The sequence below is a fragment of the Sedimentisphaera cyanobacteriorum genome (genome assembly GCF_001997385.1).
Classification (GTDB): Bacteria; Planctomycetota; Phycisphaerae; order Sedimentisphaerales; family Sedimentisphaeraceae; genus Sedimentisphaera; species Sedimentisphaera cyanobacteriorum.
On the sequence record NZ_CP019633.1, the window covers coordinates 1,862,786 to 1,882,403 of the forward strand.

The 19,618-nt window shown below is 46.6% G+C and carries 19 protein-coding genes; 12 read left to right on the forward strand and 7 right to left on the reverse strand.

Annotation, left to right across the window (positions count from 1 at the left end; genetic code table 11):
- Positions 1–3 precede the first annotated feature (3 nt).
- Positions 4–1,470, forward strand: coding sequence for an arylsulfatase (locus tag L21SP3_RS07505; protein WP_077540263.1), 1,467 nt, complete (start codon positions 4–6; stop codon positions 1,468–1,470).
- Between the two features lie 104 nt (positions 1,471–1,574).
- Here the strand turns inward: L21SP3_RS07505 and L21SP3_RS07510 are convergent, their stop codons facing one another.
- A complete protein-coding gene (locus L21SP3_RS07510; RefSeq protein WP_077540264.1) occupies positions 1,575–3,089 on the reverse strand; it encodes an L-fucose/L-arabinose isomerase family protein in 1,515 nt (504 codons plus the stop codon).
- Between the two features lie 235 nt (positions 3,090–3,324).
- Here L21SP3_RS07510 and L21SP3_RS07515 point away from each other — a divergent pair, with 235 nt between their 5' ends.
- Both L21SP3_RS07515 and L21SP3_RS07520 read left to right on the forward strand, forming a co-directional pair.
- Entirely contained in the window at positions 3,325–4,497 is a 1,173-nt protein-coding gene (locus tag L21SP3_RS07515) for a XylR family transcriptional regulator (protein ID WP_123785164.1), read from the forward strand.
- A gap of 133 nt (positions 4,498–4,630) precedes the next feature.
- Positions 4,631–4,924 carry a hypothetical protein gene (locus L21SP3_RS07520; RefSeq protein ID WP_077540266.1) on the forward strand — a complete coding sequence of 98 codons (294 nt, stop codon included), beginning with the start codon at positions 4,631–4,633 and terminating at the stop codon, positions 4,922–4,924.
- A 56-nt stretch (positions 4,925–4,980) separates the two neighbouring features.
- Here L21SP3_RS07520 and L21SP3_RS07525 read toward each other — a convergent pair whose 3' ends face one another.
- The 4 genes from L21SP3_RS07525 to L21SP3_RS07540 all read right to left on the reverse strand — a co-directional run bounded on the left by L21SP3_RS07525 (position 4,981) and on the right by L21SP3_RS07540 (position 10,086).
- The gene (locus L21SP3_RS07525) at positions 4,981–6,609 is read right to left on the reverse strand and encodes a hypothetical protein (RefSeq protein WP_077540267.1); all 1,629 of its coding nucleotides are present in this window, start codon (positions 6,607–6,609) and stop codon (positions 4,981–4,983) included.
- Between the two features lie 41 nt (positions 6,610–6,650).
- Positions 6,651–7,463, reverse strand: a complete 813-nt coding sequence (locus L21SP3_RS07530; RefSeq protein WP_077540268.1) for a prepilin-type N-terminal cleavage/methylation domain-containing protein — start codon at positions 7,461–7,463, stop codon at positions 6,651–6,653.
- Positions 7,464–7,593: 130 nt separating this feature from the next.
- On the reverse strand, positions 7,594–8,721 hold the full coding sequence (lpxB, locus tag L21SP3_RS07535; RefSeq protein WP_077540269.1) for a lipid-A-disaccharide synthase: 1,128 nt from the start codon (positions 8,719–8,721) through the stop codon (positions 7,594–7,596).
- A gap of 102 nt (positions 8,722–8,823) precedes the next feature.
- On the reverse strand, positions 8,824–10,086 hold the full coding sequence (locus L21SP3_RS07540) for an argininosuccinate synthase (protein WP_077540270.1): 1,263 nt from the start codon (positions 10,084–10,086) through the stop codon (positions 8,824–8,826).
- A gap of 713 nt (positions 10,087–10,799) precedes the next feature.
- On the opposite strand from L21SP3_RS07540, the gene L21SP3_RS11830 reads away from it, so the two are divergent.
- From L21SP3_RS11830 to L21SP3_RS07580, 9 genes are all read left to right on the forward strand, one after another.
- On the forward strand, positions 10,800–10,976 hold the full coding sequence (locus L21SP3_RS11830; RefSeq protein ID WP_118084527.1) for a hypothetical protein: 177 nt from the start codon (positions 10,800–10,802) through the stop codon (positions 10,974–10,976).
- Positions 10,977–10,982: 6 nt separating this feature from the next.
- Positions 10,983–11,459 carry an RHS repeat-associated core domain-containing protein gene (locus L21SP3_RS07545; RefSeq protein WP_077540271.1) on the forward strand — a complete coding sequence of 159 codons (477 nt, stop codon included), beginning with the start codon at positions 10,983–10,985 and terminating at the stop codon, positions 11,457–11,459.
- Positions 11,460–11,513: 54 nt separating this feature from the next.
- Complete coding sequence (locus tag L21SP3_RS07550; protein WP_077540272.1) at positions 11,514–11,726, forward strand: DUF4177 domain-containing protein; 213 nt, start codon at positions 11,514–11,516, stop codon at positions 11,724–11,726.
- Positions 11,716–12,138 carry a TM2 domain-containing protein gene (locus tag L21SP3_RS07555; protein ID WP_227806750.1) on the forward strand — a complete coding sequence of 141 codons (423 nt, stop codon included), beginning with the start codon at positions 11,716–11,718 and terminating at the stop codon, positions 12,136–12,138. Before L21SP3_RS07550 ends, L21SP3_RS07555 begins: the two co-directional genes overlap by 11 nt.
- A 175-nt stretch (positions 12,139–12,313) precedes the next feature.
- Complete coding sequence (locus L21SP3_RS07560; protein WP_077540273.1) at positions 12,314–12,685, forward strand: hypothetical protein; 372 nt, start codon at positions 12,314–12,316, stop codon at positions 12,683–12,685.
- Positions 12,686–12,762: 77 nt separating this feature from the next.
- Positions 12,763–13,884, forward strand: a complete 1,122-nt coding sequence (locus tag L21SP3_RS07565; RefSeq protein WP_077540274.1) for a glycoside hydrolase family protein — start codon at positions 12,763–12,765, stop codon at positions 13,882–13,884.
- Between the two features lie 455 nt (positions 13,885–14,339).
- Positions 14,340–16,175, forward strand: a complete 1,836-nt coding sequence (locus tag L21SP3_RS07570) for an ASKHA domain-containing protein (RefSeq protein WP_077540275.1) — start codon at positions 14,340–14,342, stop codon at positions 16,173–16,175.
- Positions 16,176–16,258: 83 nt separating this feature from the next.
- The gene (locus tag L21SP3_RS07575) at positions 16,259–16,780 is read left to right on the forward strand and encodes a hypothetical protein (RefSeq protein WP_077540276.1); all 522 of its coding nucleotides are present in this window, start codon (positions 16,259–16,261) and stop codon (positions 16,778–16,780) included.
- Positions 16,781–16,805: 25 nt separating this feature from the next.
- Positions 16,806–17,177 carry a DUF7670 domain-containing protein gene (locus L21SP3_RS07580; RefSeq protein WP_077540277.1) on the forward strand — a complete coding sequence of 124 codons (372 nt, stop codon included), beginning with the start codon at positions 16,806–16,808 and terminating at the stop codon, positions 17,175–17,177.
- Here the strand turns inward: L21SP3_RS07580 and L21SP3_RS07585 are convergent.
- Together L21SP3_RS07585 and L21SP3_RS07590 are read right to left on the reverse strand one after the other, a co-directional pair.
- Complete coding sequence (locus L21SP3_RS07585) at positions 17,165–17,779, reverse strand: NUDIX hydrolase (protein WP_077540278.1); 615 nt, start codon at positions 17,777–17,779, stop codon at positions 17,165–17,167. The genes L21SP3_RS07580 and L21SP3_RS07585 overlap by 13 nt on opposite strands.
- On the reverse strand, positions 17,779–19,596 hold the full coding sequence (locus L21SP3_RS07590) for a YgiQ family radical SAM protein (RefSeq protein WP_077540279.1): 1,818 nt from the start codon (positions 19,594–19,596) through the stop codon (positions 17,779–17,781). Before L21SP3_RS07590 ends, L21SP3_RS07585 begins: the two co-directional genes overlap by 1 nt.
- Positions 19,597–19,618 lie beyond the last annotated feature (22 nt).

The window sequence follows — 19,618 nt, forward strand, 5'->3', positions numbered from 1 at the left end:
AAAATGAACCACAAAAAATCATTCAAAAACAGATCTGGATTAAATCGGCGTACTTTTCTCAAGTCTGCTGCTGGAGCAGCTTTTGCAGGTGCAGGAATAAAGGGGCTTTCCAGTTATGCTCAAGCAGCTTCGAATAGTTATTTTGGAAACACTGAGGGCAGTCTGCCTAATATAGTTTTTATTATGGCCGATGACTTAGGGTACGGCGAACTTGGCTGTTATGGTCAGGAAAAGATTAAAACGCCTAACATTGACAAACTCGCATCTGAAGGGATGCGTTTCACTCAGGCCTATGCCGGTTCAAGCGTATGTGCACCTTCACGCTCCAGCCTTTTAACGGGATTCCATAACGGTCATAACCGCATCAGGGACAATCTCCCGCATGGAGTGTTTCTGCGTCCGGATGATGTTACCGTAGCAGAAGTATTGCAGCAGGCTGGATATTATACCGGATGCGTCGGCAAATGGGGAGTCGGCAATCCCGGTTCATGGGGCGTGCCTGAGCATCAGGGATTTGATTATTTTTACGGACATAAGAATCAGGACCAGGCGCACTTTTACTACCCAGACTATCTTTGGGAGAATGACAAGGTTAAGCTGCTTCAGGAAATGGAAATTGTTAATGAAGTAGGGAAAATGGTGGGCAACAGAGGCGGAGAGAATAGATTCTACACTCACGACCTTTTCACCAAAAAAGCTCTTCAGTTTATTGACAGGAAACATAAGAGTCCGCTCTTCCTTTATCTGCCTTATACTATCCCGCATTTTTCGGATTATCCAGCGGGTACACCCGAACATTTCATCGTGCCCGATGATAAGCCGTACAGCGAAAAAGGCTGGACTCAAATCCAGAAAAATTATGCAGCAATGATTACACGAATGGATAAAGACGTTGGTAAAATAATTGAGCGGCTTAGAAAATACGGTCTTGAGTCAAACACGTTAGCAATATTTACCAGCGACAACGGCCCTTACGGCGGCGCACCAATAGACTTTTTTAACAGCCAAGGCCCTTTCCGAGGTAAAAAAAGAGATCTCTATGAGGGTGGTATTCGAGTACCTTTTATCGCAAAATGGCCGGGCGTAATAAAGCCGGGTACAAAGAGCGAACACATAATAGCATTTTGGGACATCCTCCCTACTTTAGCCGAAACTGCAGGACTAAAACCGCCTGGGAATATAGATGGAATTTCTTTTCTCCCTGTTTTGAAGGGCAAGCCCCAAAAAGAACACGACTATCTATTTTGGGATTACGGCCACGTACGGAAAACCTACAAAGCCGCCTTGAGAACTGGAAAATGGAAAGGGGTTTTTCAAACCGGCAGGCCGCCGGAATTGTATAATCTCAAAAAAGATAAGGGTGAAAAAATTAATATAGCAAAACAGCACCCTGAGATTGTTCAAAAAATCAGAGCTTTGATTAATAAAGCCCGTAAGAGCACTGAAAACTATCCAAACAGGGAATTGTAGTCCGCAAGGCAACCTGAAAAATAAGTTTGCTCAAATTAAAAAGGCATTCTGAAGTATTTAAATAACCGTTCAGAATGCCTTTATTTTATGGAGTTTTACGCTTTTTATGATTCAATCTCGGAAGGAGTGCAGTAATCCCAGCACTCAAACGGGATATTCATCTGTTCAGCCAATGCCTTCAGGTCAGCCAGATAATCCCCAAATATCGCCATTGGATGATTGCTGTTCAGGTTCTGCTCGATTTTCGCGCACAGCCTTAGATACCAGTGAGGCCAGTCCCTGTTGCATCTTTCCGTGCGTTTGAGCCACTGGTCATGCGTTGGGACATCGGTAACGCCTCTTCCCGCGCAGAGATACAGTTTGTTTTTCCTGTAGCTGAATCTAGCCCAAGTTGCCACGCCCGGCTTTTTCACAGCTGCCGAGCATGTTCCTCCGCCGGCCTTGAAATACATCGGCGTCTGCCTCTCGCTCCAAGCTCCTTCCAGAGACTCATTGCTGCCGTATGCGAAATGCGGAGCTAATGCGCCGGAATTAACAAACCAGTACAGCCCTTCCCTGCTGTCCCAGTAGCGAAGGTCGTTGAAGCCCACCGGCTGCCCGCCTGAGAGCAGTTTGAGAACCTGCATTGTTACAGCAGCCCCGTCATCTGCTTCGGTGGCTGAAACGAAAGTGTTCCCGTCGCCTTCAGGACGCAGTTTGTTGTTGAGGATCCCGAGGGTTAGGTCGGTGGCGGGGTAATGCTGGATCCAGTCGAGCTGGTCTTGAACGCCGATGAAATTAAGCCCGAATTCCTTCTTCAGCTCCAGAAGCGCATAATAAACTTTCATCTGGAATATAACCATATCCTTAGTGAGAACCTTCTCCGGATCGCTGCCCAGCTTGAATTCCATGCCGTTGTCTATGAGAAACTGCATTGCCTTTTCGGCTTTGCTCTCATCGATTTTTTCTGCCATCTTTGCGAGCCTGAGCCCGTCGAAGCCCAATCGGGCAATACCGAAATACTGAAGGAAATCCGCATCAGAGATCTTGTTCCACATCTCCATCGAACGCGGGCCTACTGCCCCGTAAATCATTCCTGAGAGCTGCTCTCTAACCTTTTCGGCATTCTCCCTGTTCTCCTGAGCAACAGGTATATTGATGCTCTTTTGCTCGGGGTATTCGTATTTGCCCGTTTCTAGGAATGTTTTCACTGCCTCAAAGTATGAATCGTGGTCTTCGAAATTTTCCACGAAGAATCTGCTTGTCTCAATCCCCACCTGCGAGCAGCCTGCAGCAGCGGCCATAAGCCCTACAGCGCCGGGGAAATCGGGTATCAGGCTTCCCAGCAGAAGCTTCCTGCAGTTTTCAGATGTCTGCCAGAGGGGGGATACCACAAAGTCCGGGTATGTCCAGCCTGCAAAGAAAACGATCAGCCTTTCTGCGCTGGATTTCTGAATGGTTTGCATTCCTTCGTAAACGCTTGAAGCAAAGCCTTTTGGATTTAGTATGTTCGGCTCCCAGCCCGCTTTCTTTATCACCTCGCAAATTTGATTTATCTGCTTCTCAGCCACGGGCCAAATGGTTTCATTGCAGACAGGGCGGGCATCCAAAGGCAGGTAAATATCGACGGTTTTGCTCATCTTGTTTTTCCTTTCAGTTAATTCTGACAGCTTTAATCACCACAAAATTGCTTTTGATTCGACAAATGCTTTTCTGTGAACATATTTACGCTTAAACCGGATTATATAGAATCTTCGGTTCGCTATGAATGCCAATTAACTTCAAAAAAATAACCATTTTCGGAAAATAAGATTTACTTGCCTCAAGCTTCGCTTAAACTTATCAGCATTGATTGAAACTCTGAAGAAAAGCAATATGAAAAAAGTAATACTCCTAACAGAAGGTCTGAGCACTTATGCCCGGCAGCTTCTGGACGGGCTGTCTGAGTATTCAAGGTTGAACGGCCCTTGGGCATTTTACAGGGAATCATTAGTGCCTTTCTACAGAGCAGGGCAGGGCGAGGCGCTGCCTGAGCATATTAGATCTCTCAATGCCCACGGGGTGATTGTGCGGCCTTCCAGCCCGAAGATAGCGCGGGCGGCTATGAGCCTTGGTCTGCCGGCGGTTGCATGCGATGATAATAATCTTATGCCGGATGTGCCGAATATTGTGAGCGATTATGAGGCTGTGGGCAAAATGGCGGCAGAGGATATGCTGTCCCGAGGATTCAAAAATTTCGGCTTCTGCGGCTTTGATGATATGTACTGGTCTGTACAGAGGCAGGCTTTCTTCAAAGAGACCATTGAGAAGGCGGGTTTCGATGTTAATATCTATTCAAGCCCCAAAATACCGGAACAAAACTACGCCGCTTGCGAGCTTTCAAGCTTAGCAAAGTGGGTGAGCTCTCTGCCAAAGCCTGCTGCTGTTATGGCATGCAACGACGACCGCGCAAATCAGGTGATTACATCCTGCAATATCACAGGGATTAATATCCCTGAAGAGGTTGCGGTTTTGGGCGTGGATAATGATACCCTGCTCTGCACCCTCTCGAACCCGCACCTCTCAAGCATCGCACTTGATGCGAAGAAAGCGGGATTCAAGGCTGCTGCCCTTCTCGACAGAATGATGGATGGGCAGGAAGTTGAAAATCAGGCGGTAACAGTGCGTCCTACGCACATAGAAAGAAGGCGTTCTTCAGATATATTTGCCCTTGAAGATGAGCAGGTGGCTGCGGCGGTGCAGTTTATACACAAAAACGCAAGAGAGCCGATTCAGGTAAGCGATGTGGCAAGGGAGGCAGCCCTTTCCCCGAGAGCCCTTTACAGCAAGTTTCATAAGTTTCTCGGAAGGAGCGTTTACGAGGAGATAAAGCGCGTTCGGATTACTGAAATCTCGCAAATGCTTCTCAGCACAGACCTGCCTGTTTATCAGATTGCCCTTTGCTTCAACTTCTCCAGCATAGAGCATATTGGCAGGTACTTCAAAAGCTATACGGGTATCTCGCCGCTTGCCTATCGGCAAAAATACATCACCCGCGGGTTGGATTGATTTAGCATATCGCTTTCTGAAAGATGCAAAGCCTTACATTTGCAAATTCTTTTCACTTCTATATATTAGCAGTCTCGAATTTGCCAGAGGATAAAATTTTCATCAGAAAATATTAAATTCAACCGAGGCAGTAATGGAAAATCAGTTCTTCATAGAGCTTCTTGAGGCGGGAATGGTGATTTGTTTCGGGGTGGCTTGGCCGATATCAATACACAAATCCATCACCTCCAGGACCTCCAAAGGCAAAAGCTTTGTGTTTTTGCTCGTGATATTCGCCGGCTACATACTCGGCGTTTCCAGAAAAGTAATTACAGACACATACAGCATCGCATTCTACGCATACTGCCTGAACCTGCTGATGGTGGGCACAGATTCATTGCTCTGGCTGATCAACCACCACCGGCACGACAAAAAAACCGCCCAATAGGAGCGAAAATTGCTTCAGTTCCTATCGAGCGGTGGTGTGTTCATATGATAAGGCTTTCAGCAGCCTGCCTGAACTACTCCGAAATTCATTATTTTCCCGAGCCTCTTGAGCTGCTGGGTATAATCCCCGTAAACCATCACAAGATGCGAGCCGTAGTCCTGGGTTTTCTCGAATACATCATCAATATCTTTCACTTGAATATTCACGCCAAGGCTGCATCCCCTTCGATGCATTCCGTATCCGCTTTGGATAGTCCCTTTTGTAACAAGCAGGCTGTTGAATGAAGGATTGAACCTGCCGAGGGTTACGGTTTCGCCCTTGTCTCTACCGAAGTTGTATTTCATTGTAGGCCCGAAGCCCTGAGCCGTGAAATTGCGCAGTTCAAACGGGAGAGACTCGTTTTCAAAGCCCTTCATCTTCATCCCGGGCACGCTGTGCCATACTGAAAGAATATTTTTCATACCTTGATATTCTTTGTAGTATTCGGGGTTGCCCATATATGCCGATTTTTTCGAGAGGTAGCTCATAGCCATCATAGCTGTCATTGCGTTGAAATCGAGCTGGCATGCCGATGGATAGCCTGAATCTTTCAGCAGTGTATGCGTAAGGCAGGGAGTAATTTTATGGTCTTCAGCTATTTCAAGCGGACACACTTCCCTGCAGCCAACGCCGAAGCAGTTGCAGTCGTTTTCGTCCATAAGCGATTTGATTGCCATATAGTAAATTACCGAGCTGCGGACAAACTTTTTATCTGTGTGCAGGGCATTTGCCTTTGAGATCAGAGCTTCTGTAAGCTTATCTGCTTTCCTTGATTCGGCCGGGTTTTTCTTGATAGCTTTCATTCGATCTACAGCATCCTGATTAGAAAGCGGTACGCATCCCATCCCGTACATCTCTTTGAGGTCGTCGAAGTGGTAGAAAACGCTTCCCAGCCCGTGAGGCGTTTTGCCGTAGCGGTCTGAGATAACCAGCGCTGAGCTCTGCGAAAAAGCCTTTTTCACCCAGAGCATCTTCAGGATCTGGTCTAAGTCTTCCCAGTCGTATGCGAGATACCCTTCAAGCCCCTTGTGCTGGAGGCCTGCTTTCATATCCACGAGCCATCCGCCTATATCCCTGCCCCAGTTTTTGAGCCGTTCGGGGTTGGAGTAGGTAACTGTGGCAACGGGCTTGTTGAATTTTTCGGCGAGGAATATCCCCACCTGTCCGTTGAACCCGTCGAGGGTAACAAGCAGGTCGGTGTTTTCTATGTCCTCTGCAACCTTGCTGATCTCGCTGTCCGGGAAGCGAAAATGGCAGTCTCTTTCTTTAACCAGCATTTTGAAATCCACCGTGGGGAGAAGCTCTACCTCTTCGGGGAAGTTTCTCGAGCTGATCAACTCTTTTCTTTGTATCAGGTTTTGCTGATGCTTTTTGATGTCCGCTTCACGGGTGAGATTTTCCATGCTCCCTATCCGGCACGGACCTTCGTGAGCGGTATCGTGAATCAGCCCGCATATTACGAAGCGAACCCGCAGCTTCTTTTTGAAGAGCGGATTAAAATCCGTCATTGCATTTGGAGACTGAGCAAACGCAGAAGCCGGAAAGATGCTTGAATTCAATGAGAGCCCTCCCAGAAGCATAGTGCTTCCGCCTATAAAATCACGGCGATTAATGCAGTTACTGCATCCTGAAATTTTCTTTTTCATCGCTCTAAGCTTTCAAAAAGTGATCTATTTTATTTTTGAATTTAACGCACATCCGCCTCGCCTGAGGTATCTTTCATCCACTCAGGCCAGTCGTTGTGTTTCGGCCAGATTCGTGATTTGTCCCAACCCATATGCCATTCGAAGTTCCAGAGGCTCTTAAGGCCGAGTTTTTCAACGTGTCCGTCCACCATAGCCATATTCATAGAGCCCTGATGGCGGTCTATGCAGAACCTCGCCATGCTTGTATCCCCGCCTCCGAGCTTATTGCGCTGATCGCCTTCTACAGCACGAGGAGCGGTTGGCCAAGGGCCGTAATTCTCTTTTGGATGGCCTCCCCATCTCCAGCAGTCTCCGAACATTGGAACTTTATGAGGCTGGCTTACTCTTGTAACCTTGCCCCAGTGTTCTTCATCAAAGCCCCATAAATCACCGTCTCCATCGTATCCCTCAACCTGTTTGAGATTGTAGAGCCAGTTGTTGATTCCGAAGCTGGATTTGAATGTGCCGTCCGGTTCGCCTGATACATCTTCGCTCCAAGCTGCAAAGCAGCCTCTTCCGCCCTCATCCACGGTTTTCGTTGCCGTAGGGCAAAGACGCATAGATTCCCCTCCGTCCTCGTAGTACGGGCGGAGCGGTTCTACCCATAAACCTGTATCTCCGGGCATAAAGGAATTGTTGTTGTCTGCGAGGTAGAGGCCGAAAATCGTTCCCCACTGTCTTAGATGTGATTGACACAGAACCGTTTTTGCCTGCTCTCTTGCTTTGCTAAGCGCAGGCATGAGAACTGCCATCAAAAGAGCGATGATTGATATAACTACAAGCAGTTCAATTAAAGTAAAAGCTTTCTTTTTCATCTCGTAATTCTCCTAAATTATAAAACCTTTCTCTTATACTATAGCATAAAGGAAGTCTAATTTCCACATTTCTTTGAAATTTTAAATAATTTTTGGAGACCAGTATTCAGCTAAACAGCGTTGATAATTGCTAATTCAGCATAGAGAGCATAATTTCCGCTGTTTTCTTTCGGGATTCTATCTCTGTCATCTGGTTTGTAAGGCTGGTAAGCTCGGTGCTTATTTCCTTTAATTTATCAGGGTTTTCGAGCAAGTTTTCGGCAGCCTCTGCAATTGGCTCGGTGGATTTGAAATAAGGCATAAATTCGGGCACAAGCCCCCTTCCCGCAAGAATATTTGGAAGAGACAGGTGTTTGAGCCGAATTATAAAGCGGCCGGCAAGATTCCATACCATCGGACTGGACTGATACATAATTATCATCGGACAGCCTGCAGCTGCGGCTTGGAGAGATGCGCTTCCGCTTGCGCAGATGCAGAGATCGCTTTTAAGGCAGGTGCTTATTACCGAATCAGTCTCATATCTGCACTCAAAGCCGTTGATTTGCTTCGCTTTGAGCATATCGATTCGGGACTGATTATTCCCCACAGCGGTAAACTCTGCCTCTGGAAATTTCTGTTTGAGCTTTAAGCCGATCTCCTGCATAGGTTCCCAGAGGCTCTCTATTTCTGCTTTTCGCGAGCCTGGAAGAAGGCATATCCTGGCAGATTCCGGAGTGAAATTTTCGTAGTTTTTGGTGTTTTCTCTCGGGTGTATATCCAGCTCATCGAATAGCGGATTGCCCACGAATTCCGCATCCACCCCTCTGGCCTTGAACCATTTCTCTTCGAACGGGAGTATGCAGCAGAGCTTATCGCAGCACTTTCTCAGCTTTCTTATCCTCCAAGGCGCCCATGCCCAGAGCTGCGGGGCAACATAAAACATCACTGGAATCCCGAGCTTCTTGGCCGCCTTGGCTATGTGAAAATTGAAGGCGGGTGAATCGCAAACAACCACAAGGCCGATTCTGTTTCTCCGGAGATACCGCTTGGCCTCGCTAATCAGCTTTTTGTAGCATCCGAGCTGGCTTAGTACGTTGTATATCATCGCGGCCCGGGAGACAGTGTCTTCAAGGATATCGCAGCCTGCTGAGGCCATCTTCCTGCCTCCGAAGCCCGCAAACTCAATTGAGCTGTCTTTCTCTTTCGCCGATTGAATAAGCTCGGCGCAGTGTTTCTCTGCACTTGGCTCCATAGCACTTATAAATATCTTCCGCTTCATAATCCCCGCAAACGCTGTTCGGCAGCGATTTTGCAATAAAGAAAAATCCCGCTGAAACACGCAATCAAAGCTGCTGCGTAATCTCAGCGGGAGTGAGTTTTTCTATTTCTTCTTGGCTGAGCTTTTTTTGGCTGTCTTCTTTTTTGAGCTCTTGGCTGCTTTGCGGTTTACAACCCCGTTTACCTTCATCGGCAGGCCGAAGAGCCTGATGAATCCTGTTGCATCTGTTGAGTTGTATTCTGCTCCCATCTCAAAGCTTGCAAGCTCGTCGCTGTAGAGGCTGTTCGGGCTCTTTATGCCCACGGGGATTGCGTGTCCTTTGAACAGCTTAACGCGCACAGTACCGTTTACTACCTTTTGCGTGCTCTCGAAAAACGCATCGAGTGCTTCACGTATCGGGCAGAACCACTGGCCGTTGTAAACTATATCTGCATATTTCAAGGCAACCTGCTTCTTGTAGTGGTATGTCTCACGTTCCATTGTGAGCGTTTCAAGGGCTTCATGGGCGTTCATAAGGATAGTCCCGCCCGGGGTTTCATAAACGCCTCTGGATTTCATCCCAACGAGCCTGTTTTCAACGAGGTCAACCTGACCAACGCCGTGCGTCCCGCCGATCTCGTTGAGCCTTTCGATCATCGTTACTCCGCTTAAAGCCTTCCCGTCAAGCTTAACCGGAATTCCGTTTTCAAAGCCTATCTCTACATAATCCGGTTTGGCGGGTGTCTTTGATATCGGACGCGACATCACAAACAGACTGTTTTGCGGCTCGTTCCACGGATCCTCAAGATCTGCGCCTTCATGGCTTATGTGCCAGAGGTTTCTGTCTCGGGAGTAGATCTTGCGTTTTGTCTGGTCTATCGGGATATCACGCTTTTTGGCATAATCGACTGCCGCTTCGCGGCTTGTTAGCGTGAAATTCGGGTCTTTCCAAGGAGCAACGATATCCAGCGAGGGATCAAGAGACATAAAGGTAAGTTCGAAGCGCACCTGATCATTTCCCTTGCCCGTAGCCCCGTGAGCAACAGCGCCCGCTCCGTACTGATGGGCAACCTCAACCTGCCTCTTTGCAATCAGCGGCCTTGCAATGCTTGTTCCGAGAAGATAGCCCTTCTCGTAAACCGCTCCGCTTTTGAGCATCGGCCAAACGTAATCTTCAACAAACGTCTTGCGAAGATCATCAACAACGCAGTCTGCTGCGCCTGTTTTCATCGCCTTCTGCTTTATGTTTTTCAGCTCATCGCCTTGCCCGAGCTCTGCGGCATAACATACCACCTCATAGCCGTATGTTTCCTTGAGCCAAGGAAGAATTACGCTTGTATCAAGCCCGCCGCTGTATGCGAGCACTACCTTTTTTGATTTTGCCATTTCTCTAAACCCTTTAAGAACACTGAATTTCTAAATAAAAGCCCAATTATAACAAATATCAGGAGCAGTTGAATAATAAATTCTGACCTGAAAACAAGTTTGCGGGCATTATTATCAAAATCCCAAACTTTATATGCCGTTCGGACTTCTCAGATTTAACCCGTTCGAAGTTTTCTATCCACAGGTACACTAAGATAACGCAGATTTTTTTTGTTTTACCGCGAAGCCCGCGAAACACACGAAGGGGATATGGTTTTGATTTAATCAAAGAAGCTTGGCAGGTAAACGATCTCGCGGATTTATGTCGCAGCGAAATTTATTATCCACAGATTTTATGTTTTTTTTACCGCAAAGCATTTACAGACTGAACCAGCGGTTCGCTGCTTAATAATGCAGCGTCTTACAGCGGAGGAGCGCAAGCTCTCCGCTAGGATAGCGAAACGTGGAGAGCCGGCGGTAAACGAAAAATCTTTTCTAAAAGAATGCCTAGCGGGCGACTTGCGTCGCTCCGCTGTAGTACGGGGGATGTTAAACATTGAGCCTGTCCGCCGCAGGCGGAGATTTAGCGGCAGCTGCAGGAGAAAATCTTTCCCCTTATCATTGCCTTGAACTAAAAAGATTCTGTCTAAAAATATCCCCTTAGTGCTTCTTAGCGTTTCTCAGTGGCTGAAAATCTAATCAGCTAAAACCCTCTCGTTTCAGAAATCGCCGAGTTGAATTCTCTTGAAAGCGATTCCGAAATCCAGTATGATAATGCAGGCAATATGATTTACGACTGCGGGAATAAGTATGAATATTCCGCCGGAGGTGCGTTGGCCTCAGTTGATTCGGGAGGACAAATGATCGAATACAAATACGATGCGTTGGGGCGCAGGGTTGCGGCAAGCTAGGGCGGCGTGGAAACGTACTGCCTGTACGATACGCTCGGCCGCTGCGTGAAGGAGTTTACCACGACCGATTCTGGCGAAACGCTCGCCGGCGGGGATGAATACGTTTACGGCAATGGGTTCGCTGAGCTGATTGCGGTTTGCGATGCTTCGGGCGGGGTGGAATATGCCCTCACCGACGCGCTGGGCAGTGTGGTATGCTTGGCCGGCTCGCCAGCATACATCAGCCCTGTACGCTATGATGCATACGGCAATGCCGGCGACGATACGCCCGATATGCCGTTTGGCTTTGCGGGGATGAAGAGCGAGCCCGCCGCAGACATCTGCCTCACGCCAAACCGTGCATACTCGCCCGGCCTCGGACGCTGGCTCTCCCCCGATCCAACCCAGATAATAACCTTAAGCCTATTATACGAAAAGATTTTACACTATCGTATTGCCTGCGGCCTAAAAAAAGATTCAAAAATTTTTCTACAGCTATTATAATGAACACTTAAGAAATTTTTGCATTGGTGATAATAAATTATTTAAGGACAGACAATGAATTACAAAGAGTATAAGGTTATTACGGTTGTTGAGAGCGGTTTTGGTACAATTTTTCTCGGCGCATCAGGGATCCCTACAGACAAGATGGAATCGAGTCTTAATATGGAGGCGGCAGAAGGCTGGCAGGTAGTGTTTCAGATTGTTGAACAGAAGCGTTTTCTGCTCTTCTGGACAAGAGAGGCGATAATAATCACGCTTGGCAGGTAAGAGCGGGCTGAAAATTATGGGGATTCTCAAGAAAGAAGAAGTGCTGCGGAAAGAAGAGATGCTGCGGAAAAGGATAGGCGAGCTCAGCAGCGATAATCGTTATGAGTTCTACAAAAGGGCAAACAGAAAGATAAAAGATCCCGACACTTACGCTGTTTTGAATTATCTAATAATCATCGGCCTGCACCACTTCTACCTCGGAAAATGGGTGCTTGGACTGCTTAATATTGCGATATTTGCAGCGGGAATAATAATGCTTTTTCATGGCGAGCTGATTGGGGCTCATATGGTTTGGGGGATACTAATTTTCGAGCTGCATCAGCTTTTCAGATCGCAGATAATCGTGAAAGATCACAACAACAGAGTAAAGGAGCAGGTTTACTTTTCGATTACCGGAAGCAGCCCTTACTAATAATCCCCGAAATCAGAGGATTATTGCTAAACCTAAAACAGAAATGCTTATTCAGATGAGCTTGCAATGAGCTGTTATTCCCTTACAATCGCTCGTTCTGATTCTAACCAAAACCCCAATTTTTCTATAAAGACAGCAGGATTTTTTGCCTGCTCGAAAAGGAAAGGAGCTACTAATGAAAGTTGAAGTTAATTTTAAACGTTATTTCCTGTATCTGCTGCGCTGGCAGCTCTCTTCGCCTCTTCTTGCCGGCTGCCTTTATTTTCTCGCTTCTACAGGGACTGTCGTTGCAACGATAATATCGAATTTAATCGGCGGGCTTATATTTTTCTGGGTTGATAAATTTATCTTCCAGTCCCGCAAACTTGCTGCATCTTGGCAGGTGGAGGAGAATATCAAATGCGCAGACTGCGGAAAGGTCTCACGCGGCTACAGGCTGGTAAAGGCGAAAAATTACAACAAATCTGAATCTGCTCCGGAATTCCGCTGCGAGGAATGCTCAATAAAGAAATCCAAGGAGCTCAAAGACAGAGGCGTTGACATATAAAATATCAGAAAAATTGTAAAAAGGCTGATTCTGAAATATCTACTTGGGAAAAGTTATTTTTTCAAGTAGGAAATTTTATGGAATCCAAGAAAATGATATTCGCCTTTTTACTGCTTGCCGGCACATTATCAGCAGTTCAAATCCCGGCTCCTCTTTACGTTGATACAAGAAATTTCGGCAGTGCAGACCCGGAAATCGTTTGGAACGAATACACGCAGCAGTGGTGGATTTTTTACAACAGCCGGCGCGTGTTGAAGGAAGACGTGAACGGAGGAACCCCTCTGGGAGTAGCAGTTTCGGAAGATTTGGTTAGCTGGGAGTTTCTCGGCTACTGCAAGCTCGAAGGCAAAGGCGGGACCAAAAATGCCCCTTACACCTGCTGGGCTCCAGCGATAATAAAAGACGGCGATGAATACCATATGTTCGTTACCTTTAAGGAAGGCACTGATGGATTCTGGGGCAGCGGGAAGTCCGGTATAAAGCATTACATCGCACCTTCTGAGGATCTGCTGAACGGCTGGAAATCCGCCTCTGTGGACTGGGTTCTGCAGGATGATGGAGCGATAGATGCAGGCCTTCTGAAGAAGGGCGAGAAATGGATTATGTACTATCGTAATATGTACAAGCCGGCAAACGGTAAAAAACGTTCCGGCATATTCCGTGCAGAATCGAGCGACCTTCTGCACTGGGAGAAAAAAGGGCTTGCAGGCGGAGATATAAACAACCGCCAAAAGAAATTCTCAATGCACAAAGACAGCCTTCTGCCTGTAAGCAGCGGCAGTCCTCAGGCGGTTCATAAAAGAATAGGCTATCAGGAAGCCCCCTACCCCTTCTACTGGCAGGACCGATACTGGCTAAGTACAGACCCATACCTCTGGAGCAGCGATAATTGCAGGGATTGGGAGTATGCAGGCAGCTTTATGCACGCAGCAAGCAGAAAAGTATTCGATGATACAAAAGGCAGACATGCGAGCTTTATAGTAAGCGGGGGCAGATGCCTGGCTTTTTACCATACAGAGCCCTACCGAGATTACAGCATAAAATACTCAGCAAACCCGCCCGAACAGAGAATAATGTTTCTGCAATGTATGGAGCTGAAATACAGCGAAGGCATATTAAGCTATAACCGCAGTAAAAAACCAGAAACGCTTGAAGATATCAAGCCTAATGGCGAATATTGGGGGCAATCCTCTCCTTAAGCAAAAGTCCTCTATAAGCCAAATATAAATGAAAAGGCCAGCCGCGCTTGCTGGCAGGCGCTAAGGCCAACCGCAAGCGTCAGCAAATTCTGTTTTTAACAGAGCCCTATATCTTACACTACAACACTGTAAGGACTAATTTATCATAATTTCACAAGAATCATGCAGCAAAAATTCTTCAGGCGGAAAAAAGCAGTAAAATCAAGTGTTTACACTTGATTCGCTTGCTGAAAAACTTCTCAGAATTGGGGAATAGATTTGAATATTTGGGAATTTTATGTTTTACTGTTTTCATTATCAAAATTAACAGAGAATAAGGCTTTAGTGTTCGTGCATAAAATAAAAATGGATTAGACCTTGAAGCTTCTTAATTGTGGTTGACTGTCAAGTTAAATTGGTTAATATACTTAATGTCTTTTATCACAATTTAAGCATAGAAATGAGGTTAGACTAAAATGAACAATTCTCTGGTTCATGTCAAATTTTTAAACCGCGGGCACCGAGTTCATATAAACCGCGGCGAAACAATCCTTGATGCAGCTAAGAAAGCGGGCGTTTACATCAATTCACCCTGCGGGGGTATGGGGCTTTGCGGAAAATGCAAAGTTCTTGTCCGCTCCGGCAAGACTGAGATTACTGAAGAAGAGAGGAAATTTCTCAGCTCCGAAGAACTTGAGGAAGGCTTCAGGCTTGCCTGCAAGGCTGCTGCAGAAAGTAATTTGGAAGTTGAAACAGAACAGGAGAAGAGCGGTTCAAAGATATTATCTGCGGGGATTCTCAACGGGGATGTAAACATCCAGCCAGCTTTATTCGTGAAAAAAGTAAAGCTTTCGAAACTCGAACTCGGCTCCGATAAGAGCTATGCCGAGCTCCTGGAAGAGATGATCCCCGGGGCAGGCTATGATTTAACAATCCTGAAACAATTAGCAGAAATAACAGCAAGCGAAGATGATTCATTCAGCGCAGTAATGATGGACAAGCAGATTCTTTCTCTAAACAGAGAAAGCAGTTCGCAGGATTTGTATTCGGTATGCTTTGATATCGGGACTACCACGATTGCAGGTGAGCTCGTGAATCTGAGCACGGGCGAATCGGTTGATTCTGTATCAGCGGGCAATGCTCAGGGCGGATACGGTGCAGATGTGCTTTCCAGAATCAACCACAGCTCACAAAGCAGCGAAAATCTTAGAGAAATTTCAGGTGTAATCGTTAGGCAGATAGACGAACTGATCCTGCAGCTCTGCCGGAGAGCTGAGATAAGGCCTGAAACGATATACTCTCTGTTTGCTGCTGGGAATACCACAATGCTCCAGCTCTTTGCGGGCATAAACTGCTCAAATTTGGGAAAAATTCCGTTTGTAAACGTGCTCGGAAGAGGAACTCTGGTGAAGGCAAAAGAGATCGGCCTGAATAACTTATTTTCTGAAGGTGATGTTTACCTTATGCCAGTAATTGGAGGTTTTCTCGGCGGGGATACCACCGCCTGCATAGCAGCGGCGAATATAAACAACGAAAAGCAAAAGCTCCAGCTTCTTGTTGATATAGGTACCAACGGGGAGATTGTGCTTAACAATTACGGGCATATCACCGCGGCATCCACTGCGGCAGGGCCTGCGCTTGAGGGGGCGAAGATATCGTGCGGGATGCGTGCAGACACAGGGGCAATTGATGAATGCACTCTTGAGGGCGAAGATATAAAGTTCAGCAGCATCGGCAGCGAAGAGCCTGAAGGTATATGCGGCAGCGGGCTTATAGACGCGATTGCCTGTATGCTTAGAGCAGGGGTTATCAATATGATGGGACATTTCACCGATAAGCCGGAAACCCTTCCTGAAGGCATCAAATCAAGACTGATAAATAATAACGGTCAGATGGAATTTGTGCTGAGCGAAATCGGCTCAAAACGCGTTGCGATAACTCAAAAGGATATACGCGAATTCCAGCTTGCCGCAGGGGCGATAAGAGCGGGCATAAACATACTTCTGAAACGGTGCGGGCTTAAATTTTCTCAGCTGGATGAGGTTTTGCTGGCAGGCGGATTCGGAGCGTTTCTCAATGTTGAAAATGCGTGCAGAGCCGGACTGCTGCCTTGCGAGTCCACGGGCTGCGCTTCAAGGATCAGCAGCATCGGGAATGCGGCTCTTGCAGGCGTTAAACGGATTCTGCTGGACAGCACGGCAAAAGAAAAGCTCGAAATAGACTGCCGGGAGATTGAACACGTAGAACTCTCACTTGACACAGATTTCCAGATGGAATTCTCAGAGGCGATGCTTTTTCCACAAATAAATTAAAACTAATTTATGTTTAATATAAGTAACTTGAAATATAAATATTCAAACTTATAATAACGTCCTGATTAGCGAAGGTATTAATTATGACAAGGTCATTAATAGCAATCACAGCAGTCCTATTTATCTTTGGCTGCGAAAATCAGTACACAGTAGTAACTGAGCAAGGGAGCAAAGATCTCCCTCTCAGCAAAGCTCTGGATAACGCAGAAACCGAACAGGAGCTGTGGAATCTGCACAGCAAGGCGGTAGAAGAAGAGGACAAAAAAAGGATAGAAGCATATATTCAGAAGCATTACAACCACAAAACAGAGCAGCTTGAAAAACGCGAGCTGAATGCTTCTTCAGAATACCTTAAAAAGCAGAATAAGAGAAGAATGGATTATGTAAAATCTCATTTTCTCAGCAAAGAAATGAAAGAACTGATCCTTCAGGGCGGTTATAAAAAGGGAATGACAAAGGAACAGTTCAGGGCGAGCCGAGGCAAACCTACAGATATCACCGAATTTAAAAACAACGAAGGTGAAATGTTCGAGGTTTGGACAGAAGGCTTGTTCAATGAGAGGAAATTTTACTTCAAGAACGGGAAACTTGATTTTTGGGATTGACAGTGTTATTTGAAACCGGGTGCTTATGGCAACGAAAGCTGAAAAATTTCGTGATTTTCTTGAAATAGCCGCAAGACTTTCAAGTGTTGCAGTTATTATACTGATTACAGCCCTCACTGCTGACAGAGGGCTTCGATTTGAAGGCATGTCAGCAATGGCTCTTTTAATGTTTGCCTTTTTTCCAATCGGAATTGTAATCGGAATGGTACTTGGCTGGACAAAGCCTATTTTAGGCGGGAGCATAACGCTCATCTGCGCTCTGATATACTATACGCTTTACGTAATTCAGAACGGCACAATACCGCTTGGCGAGACATTTTACGTTTTCCCCGCCCCCGGCGGAGCGTTTCTTGTGAAGGGCATAGCTGATATATTGATTATGAATCAGTCGAAATAGGTCTTGCAGTCTTTATTTTCAGCCATATCAAAGAAAAGCTTTAACTGCTTTTCAGTAGTTCTCTGGGAAGAAAGAGGCGGGATCCGGTCTTTGCTGAACCAAGCCACGTCTGAAGTTTCTTCGCTGGCCTTCGGCTTTCCGCCAACTATCCTGCACCGGAAAAACAATTTGTAAATATTGAACGGATAAGGCGGGAAATGACCCTGGCTGTCTCTGTCAAACACTGCGAGGAGCTGGTCGGTTTGAGTTTGGTAGCCTGATTCCTCCCAAACCTCGCGAACAACATTCTCCGAGGGCTTCATTCCGTTTTCACACCACCCGCCGGGGAGAGTCCAGCCGCCGTCTTCGATTTCCTTAACCAGCAGCACCTTGCCGTCTTCAATTATAACCCCCCTGCTGTCAACCTTGGGAGTTGGGTAGCCTGTATCGCTCTGAAACAGCTCAAGGATCTGCTCTGGGGTATTCGAAGTAAATTCAGAGCCTATCTGAGCAGCTATTCTCTCTATATCCTTATGCCTCTGGAGCTCGTAATTATCTTTAGCAAATTTCTTGCCCGCCTGAGATATCGTTTTAAGCTCTTTAACTATCTCTAACCAGTTCATTATCTTTTCCTTTTCTTTTGATAATCTGCTTTTTTCCTGATTTGCTCCAAAAGCCTGAATTTCCGCTTCCTGGAAAGGTGTTTTGAAATGATGCCGAAATGTTTGGGCTCATAGTATCTGAGAAGAGCAAACTGAAGCTTTTTAGCAGAGCTGCCTTTCGCTGTGAATATTTTATTACAGTTTTTATCGATACCTGATACAAACATTGCAGTTGAAAGCGAGAGAGGAGATGGAGTAAAATCCTGCACCTGCCTTGGCATAATATTCTTCGAAACGAGGTGTTCAGTAAGCTTTTCTGCATCCTCATTAGTGCAGCCCGGATGGGAGCTGATGAAATAAGGTACTAAATACTGCTCCTTGCCTGCCTTTCTGCTCTCTTCGTTGAATTTATTCTCAAATTTCTCAAATAAGCCGAATCTGGGTTTGCCCATATATTTGAGTGTGTTATTTGAAAAATGCTCGGGAGCAACCTTCAAATGCCCCCCTACAAATTCCTTGCAGAGAATACGCATATACTCATCCGATTTAACAGCCAGATCGTACCGAACGCCTGAGGCAACAAAGGCATTCCTGCCTCTTCCTGCCTTTTTCCACCGCAAAACAGACTTCATCAGCGAGATCAGTTTTTCGCAGCTGCAATCCAGATGTTTGCAGATATTCGGATAGATGCAGCTCTGTCTGCTGCAAATCTTCTGCTTTCGGCATTTCATTGCATACATATTCGCTGTAGGGCCGCCTATATCCTGTATTGTACCTTTGAAGTCTTTGCGTTTTGAGAGCTTTTCAAGCTCTTTGATGATATTGCCTTCAGATCTCGACGAAATCTCTTTGCCCTGATGGAAATATATCGAGCAGAATGAACAGCCGCCAAAGCAGCCTCTGTGGGTGGTTATGGAAAACTTCACGGACTCCAATGCAGGCACTTCACCTTCCTTTCTGCAATCAGGGTGAGTCTCTCTGGTGAATGGCAGCGAATAAAGCCTGTCCATTTCGGCCTCGCTGAGCGGCCTTGAAGGCGGCATCACCGCAATCCTTCCAGCGCCCTGATCCTGCACAACCGCTTCACCTTCGGGGAAGCACCGCTTCTGGTATTCAAGATGAGCCTGCATAAAGAGCTTATTGTCCGACAAAATCTGCCGGCAGGAAGGAAGCTCAAAAAACTTTTCCGGAGCAGGGCTGTTTTTCCTCAGATTGTAAGCTGTGCCTGGAATGCCTGCAAGCTGGTCTATTGTGCAGCCGGCGCTTAGCTTTTCTGCGATTTCGCAAACGGCCAGTTCGCCCATACCGTGCACAAGGATATCCGCCTTGGAATCTGTTAGAATGCTCTTTTTTATTTTGTCTTCAACGTAATCATAATGCGTTAGCCGCCGAAGCGAGGCCTCGAGCCCGCCAATCACGATGGCAGCATCCTTGCAGGCCTCTCTGGCTCTTGCGCAGTATGTGAGAACCGGCTTTTCAGGCCGCCGGCCGATTTTCCCTGCGGGAGAATAAACATCGTTCTTGCGTTTATGTCCGAAAGAGGTGTAGCTGTTGAGCCGGCTGTCTATAGAGCCGGAAGTAACTGCCCAGAACAGGCGGGGACTGCCGATTGCTTTGAAGTCTTCTGCGCTTTTCCAGCCGGGCTGAGATAAAACAGCAACCTTAAAGCCGAAGCTTTCAAGCCATCTGCCGATAACAGCAGCTCCGAACGCGGGATGATCTACGTATGCATCGCCGGTAACGATGATTATATCCGGCTCATCCCAGCCTCTGGCCTCTATATCCTGCCTGCTTGCCGGAAGGAAATCTTCTCTTTTGTAAAGTGATTTTGTTTTGATTTTTTAACTGCGAATTTGAATG

Bases quoted from the DNA above. Each gene is read 5' to 3' on its own strand.
- L21SP3_RS07505 (WP_077540263.1), top strand. From the start codon at position 4: ATGAACCACAAAAAATCATTCAAAAACAGATCTGGATTAAATCGGCGT.
- L21SP3_RS07510 (WP_077540264.1), bottom strand. From the start codon at position 3,089: ATGAGCAAAACCGTCGATATTTACCTGCCTTTGGATGCCCGCCCTGTC.
- L21SP3_RS07515 (WP_123785164.1), top strand. From the start codon at position 3,325: ATGAAAAAAGTAATACTCCTAACAGAAGGTCTGAGCACTTATGCCCGG.
- L21SP3_RS07520 (WP_077540266.1), top strand. From the start codon at position 4,631: ATGGAAAATCAGTTCTTCATAGAGCTTCTTGAGGCGGGAATGGTGATT.
- L21SP3_RS07525 (WP_077540267.1), bottom strand. From the start codon at position 6,609: ATGAAAAAGAAAATTTCAGGATGCAGTAACTGCATTAATCGCCGTGAT.
- L21SP3_RS07530 (WP_077540268.1), bottom strand. From the start codon at position 7,463: ATGAAAAAGAAAGCTTTTACTTTAATTGAACTGCTTGTAGTTATATCA.
- lpxB (WP_077540269.1), bottom strand. From the start codon at position 8,721: ATGAAGCGGAAGATATTTATAAGTGCTATGGAGCCAAGTGCAGAGAAA.
- L21SP3_RS07540 (WP_077540270.1), bottom strand. From the start codon at position 10,086: ATGGCAAAATCAAAAAAGGTAGTGCTCGCATACAGCGGCGGGCTTGAT.
- L21SP3_RS07550 (WP_077540272.1), top strand. From the start codon at position 11,514: ATGAATTACAAAGAGTATAAGGTTATTACGGTTGTTGAGAGCGGTTTT.
- L21SP3_RS07560 (WP_077540273.1), top strand. From the start codon at position 12,314: ATGAAAGTTGAAGTTAATTTTAAACGTTATTTCCTGTATCTGCTGCGC.
- L21SP3_RS07565 (WP_077540274.1), top strand. From the start codon at position 12,763: ATGGAATCCAAGAAAATGATATTCGCCTTTTTACTGCTTGCCGGCACA.
- L21SP3_RS07570 (WP_077540275.1), top strand. From the start codon at position 14,340: ATGAACAATTCTCTGGTTCATGTCAAATTTTTAAACCGCGGGCACCGA.
- L21SP3_RS07575 (WP_077540276.1), top strand. From the start codon at position 16,259: ATGACAAGGTCATTAATAGCAATCACAGCAGTCCTATTTATCTTTGGC.
- L21SP3_RS07580 (WP_077540277.1), top strand. From the start codon at position 16,806: ATGGCAACGAAAGCTGAAAAATTTCGTGATTTTCTTGAAATAGCCGCA.
- L21SP3_RS07585 (WP_077540278.1), bottom strand. From the start codon at position 17,779: ATGAACTGGTTAGAGATAGTTAAAGAGCTTAAAACGATATCTCAGGCG.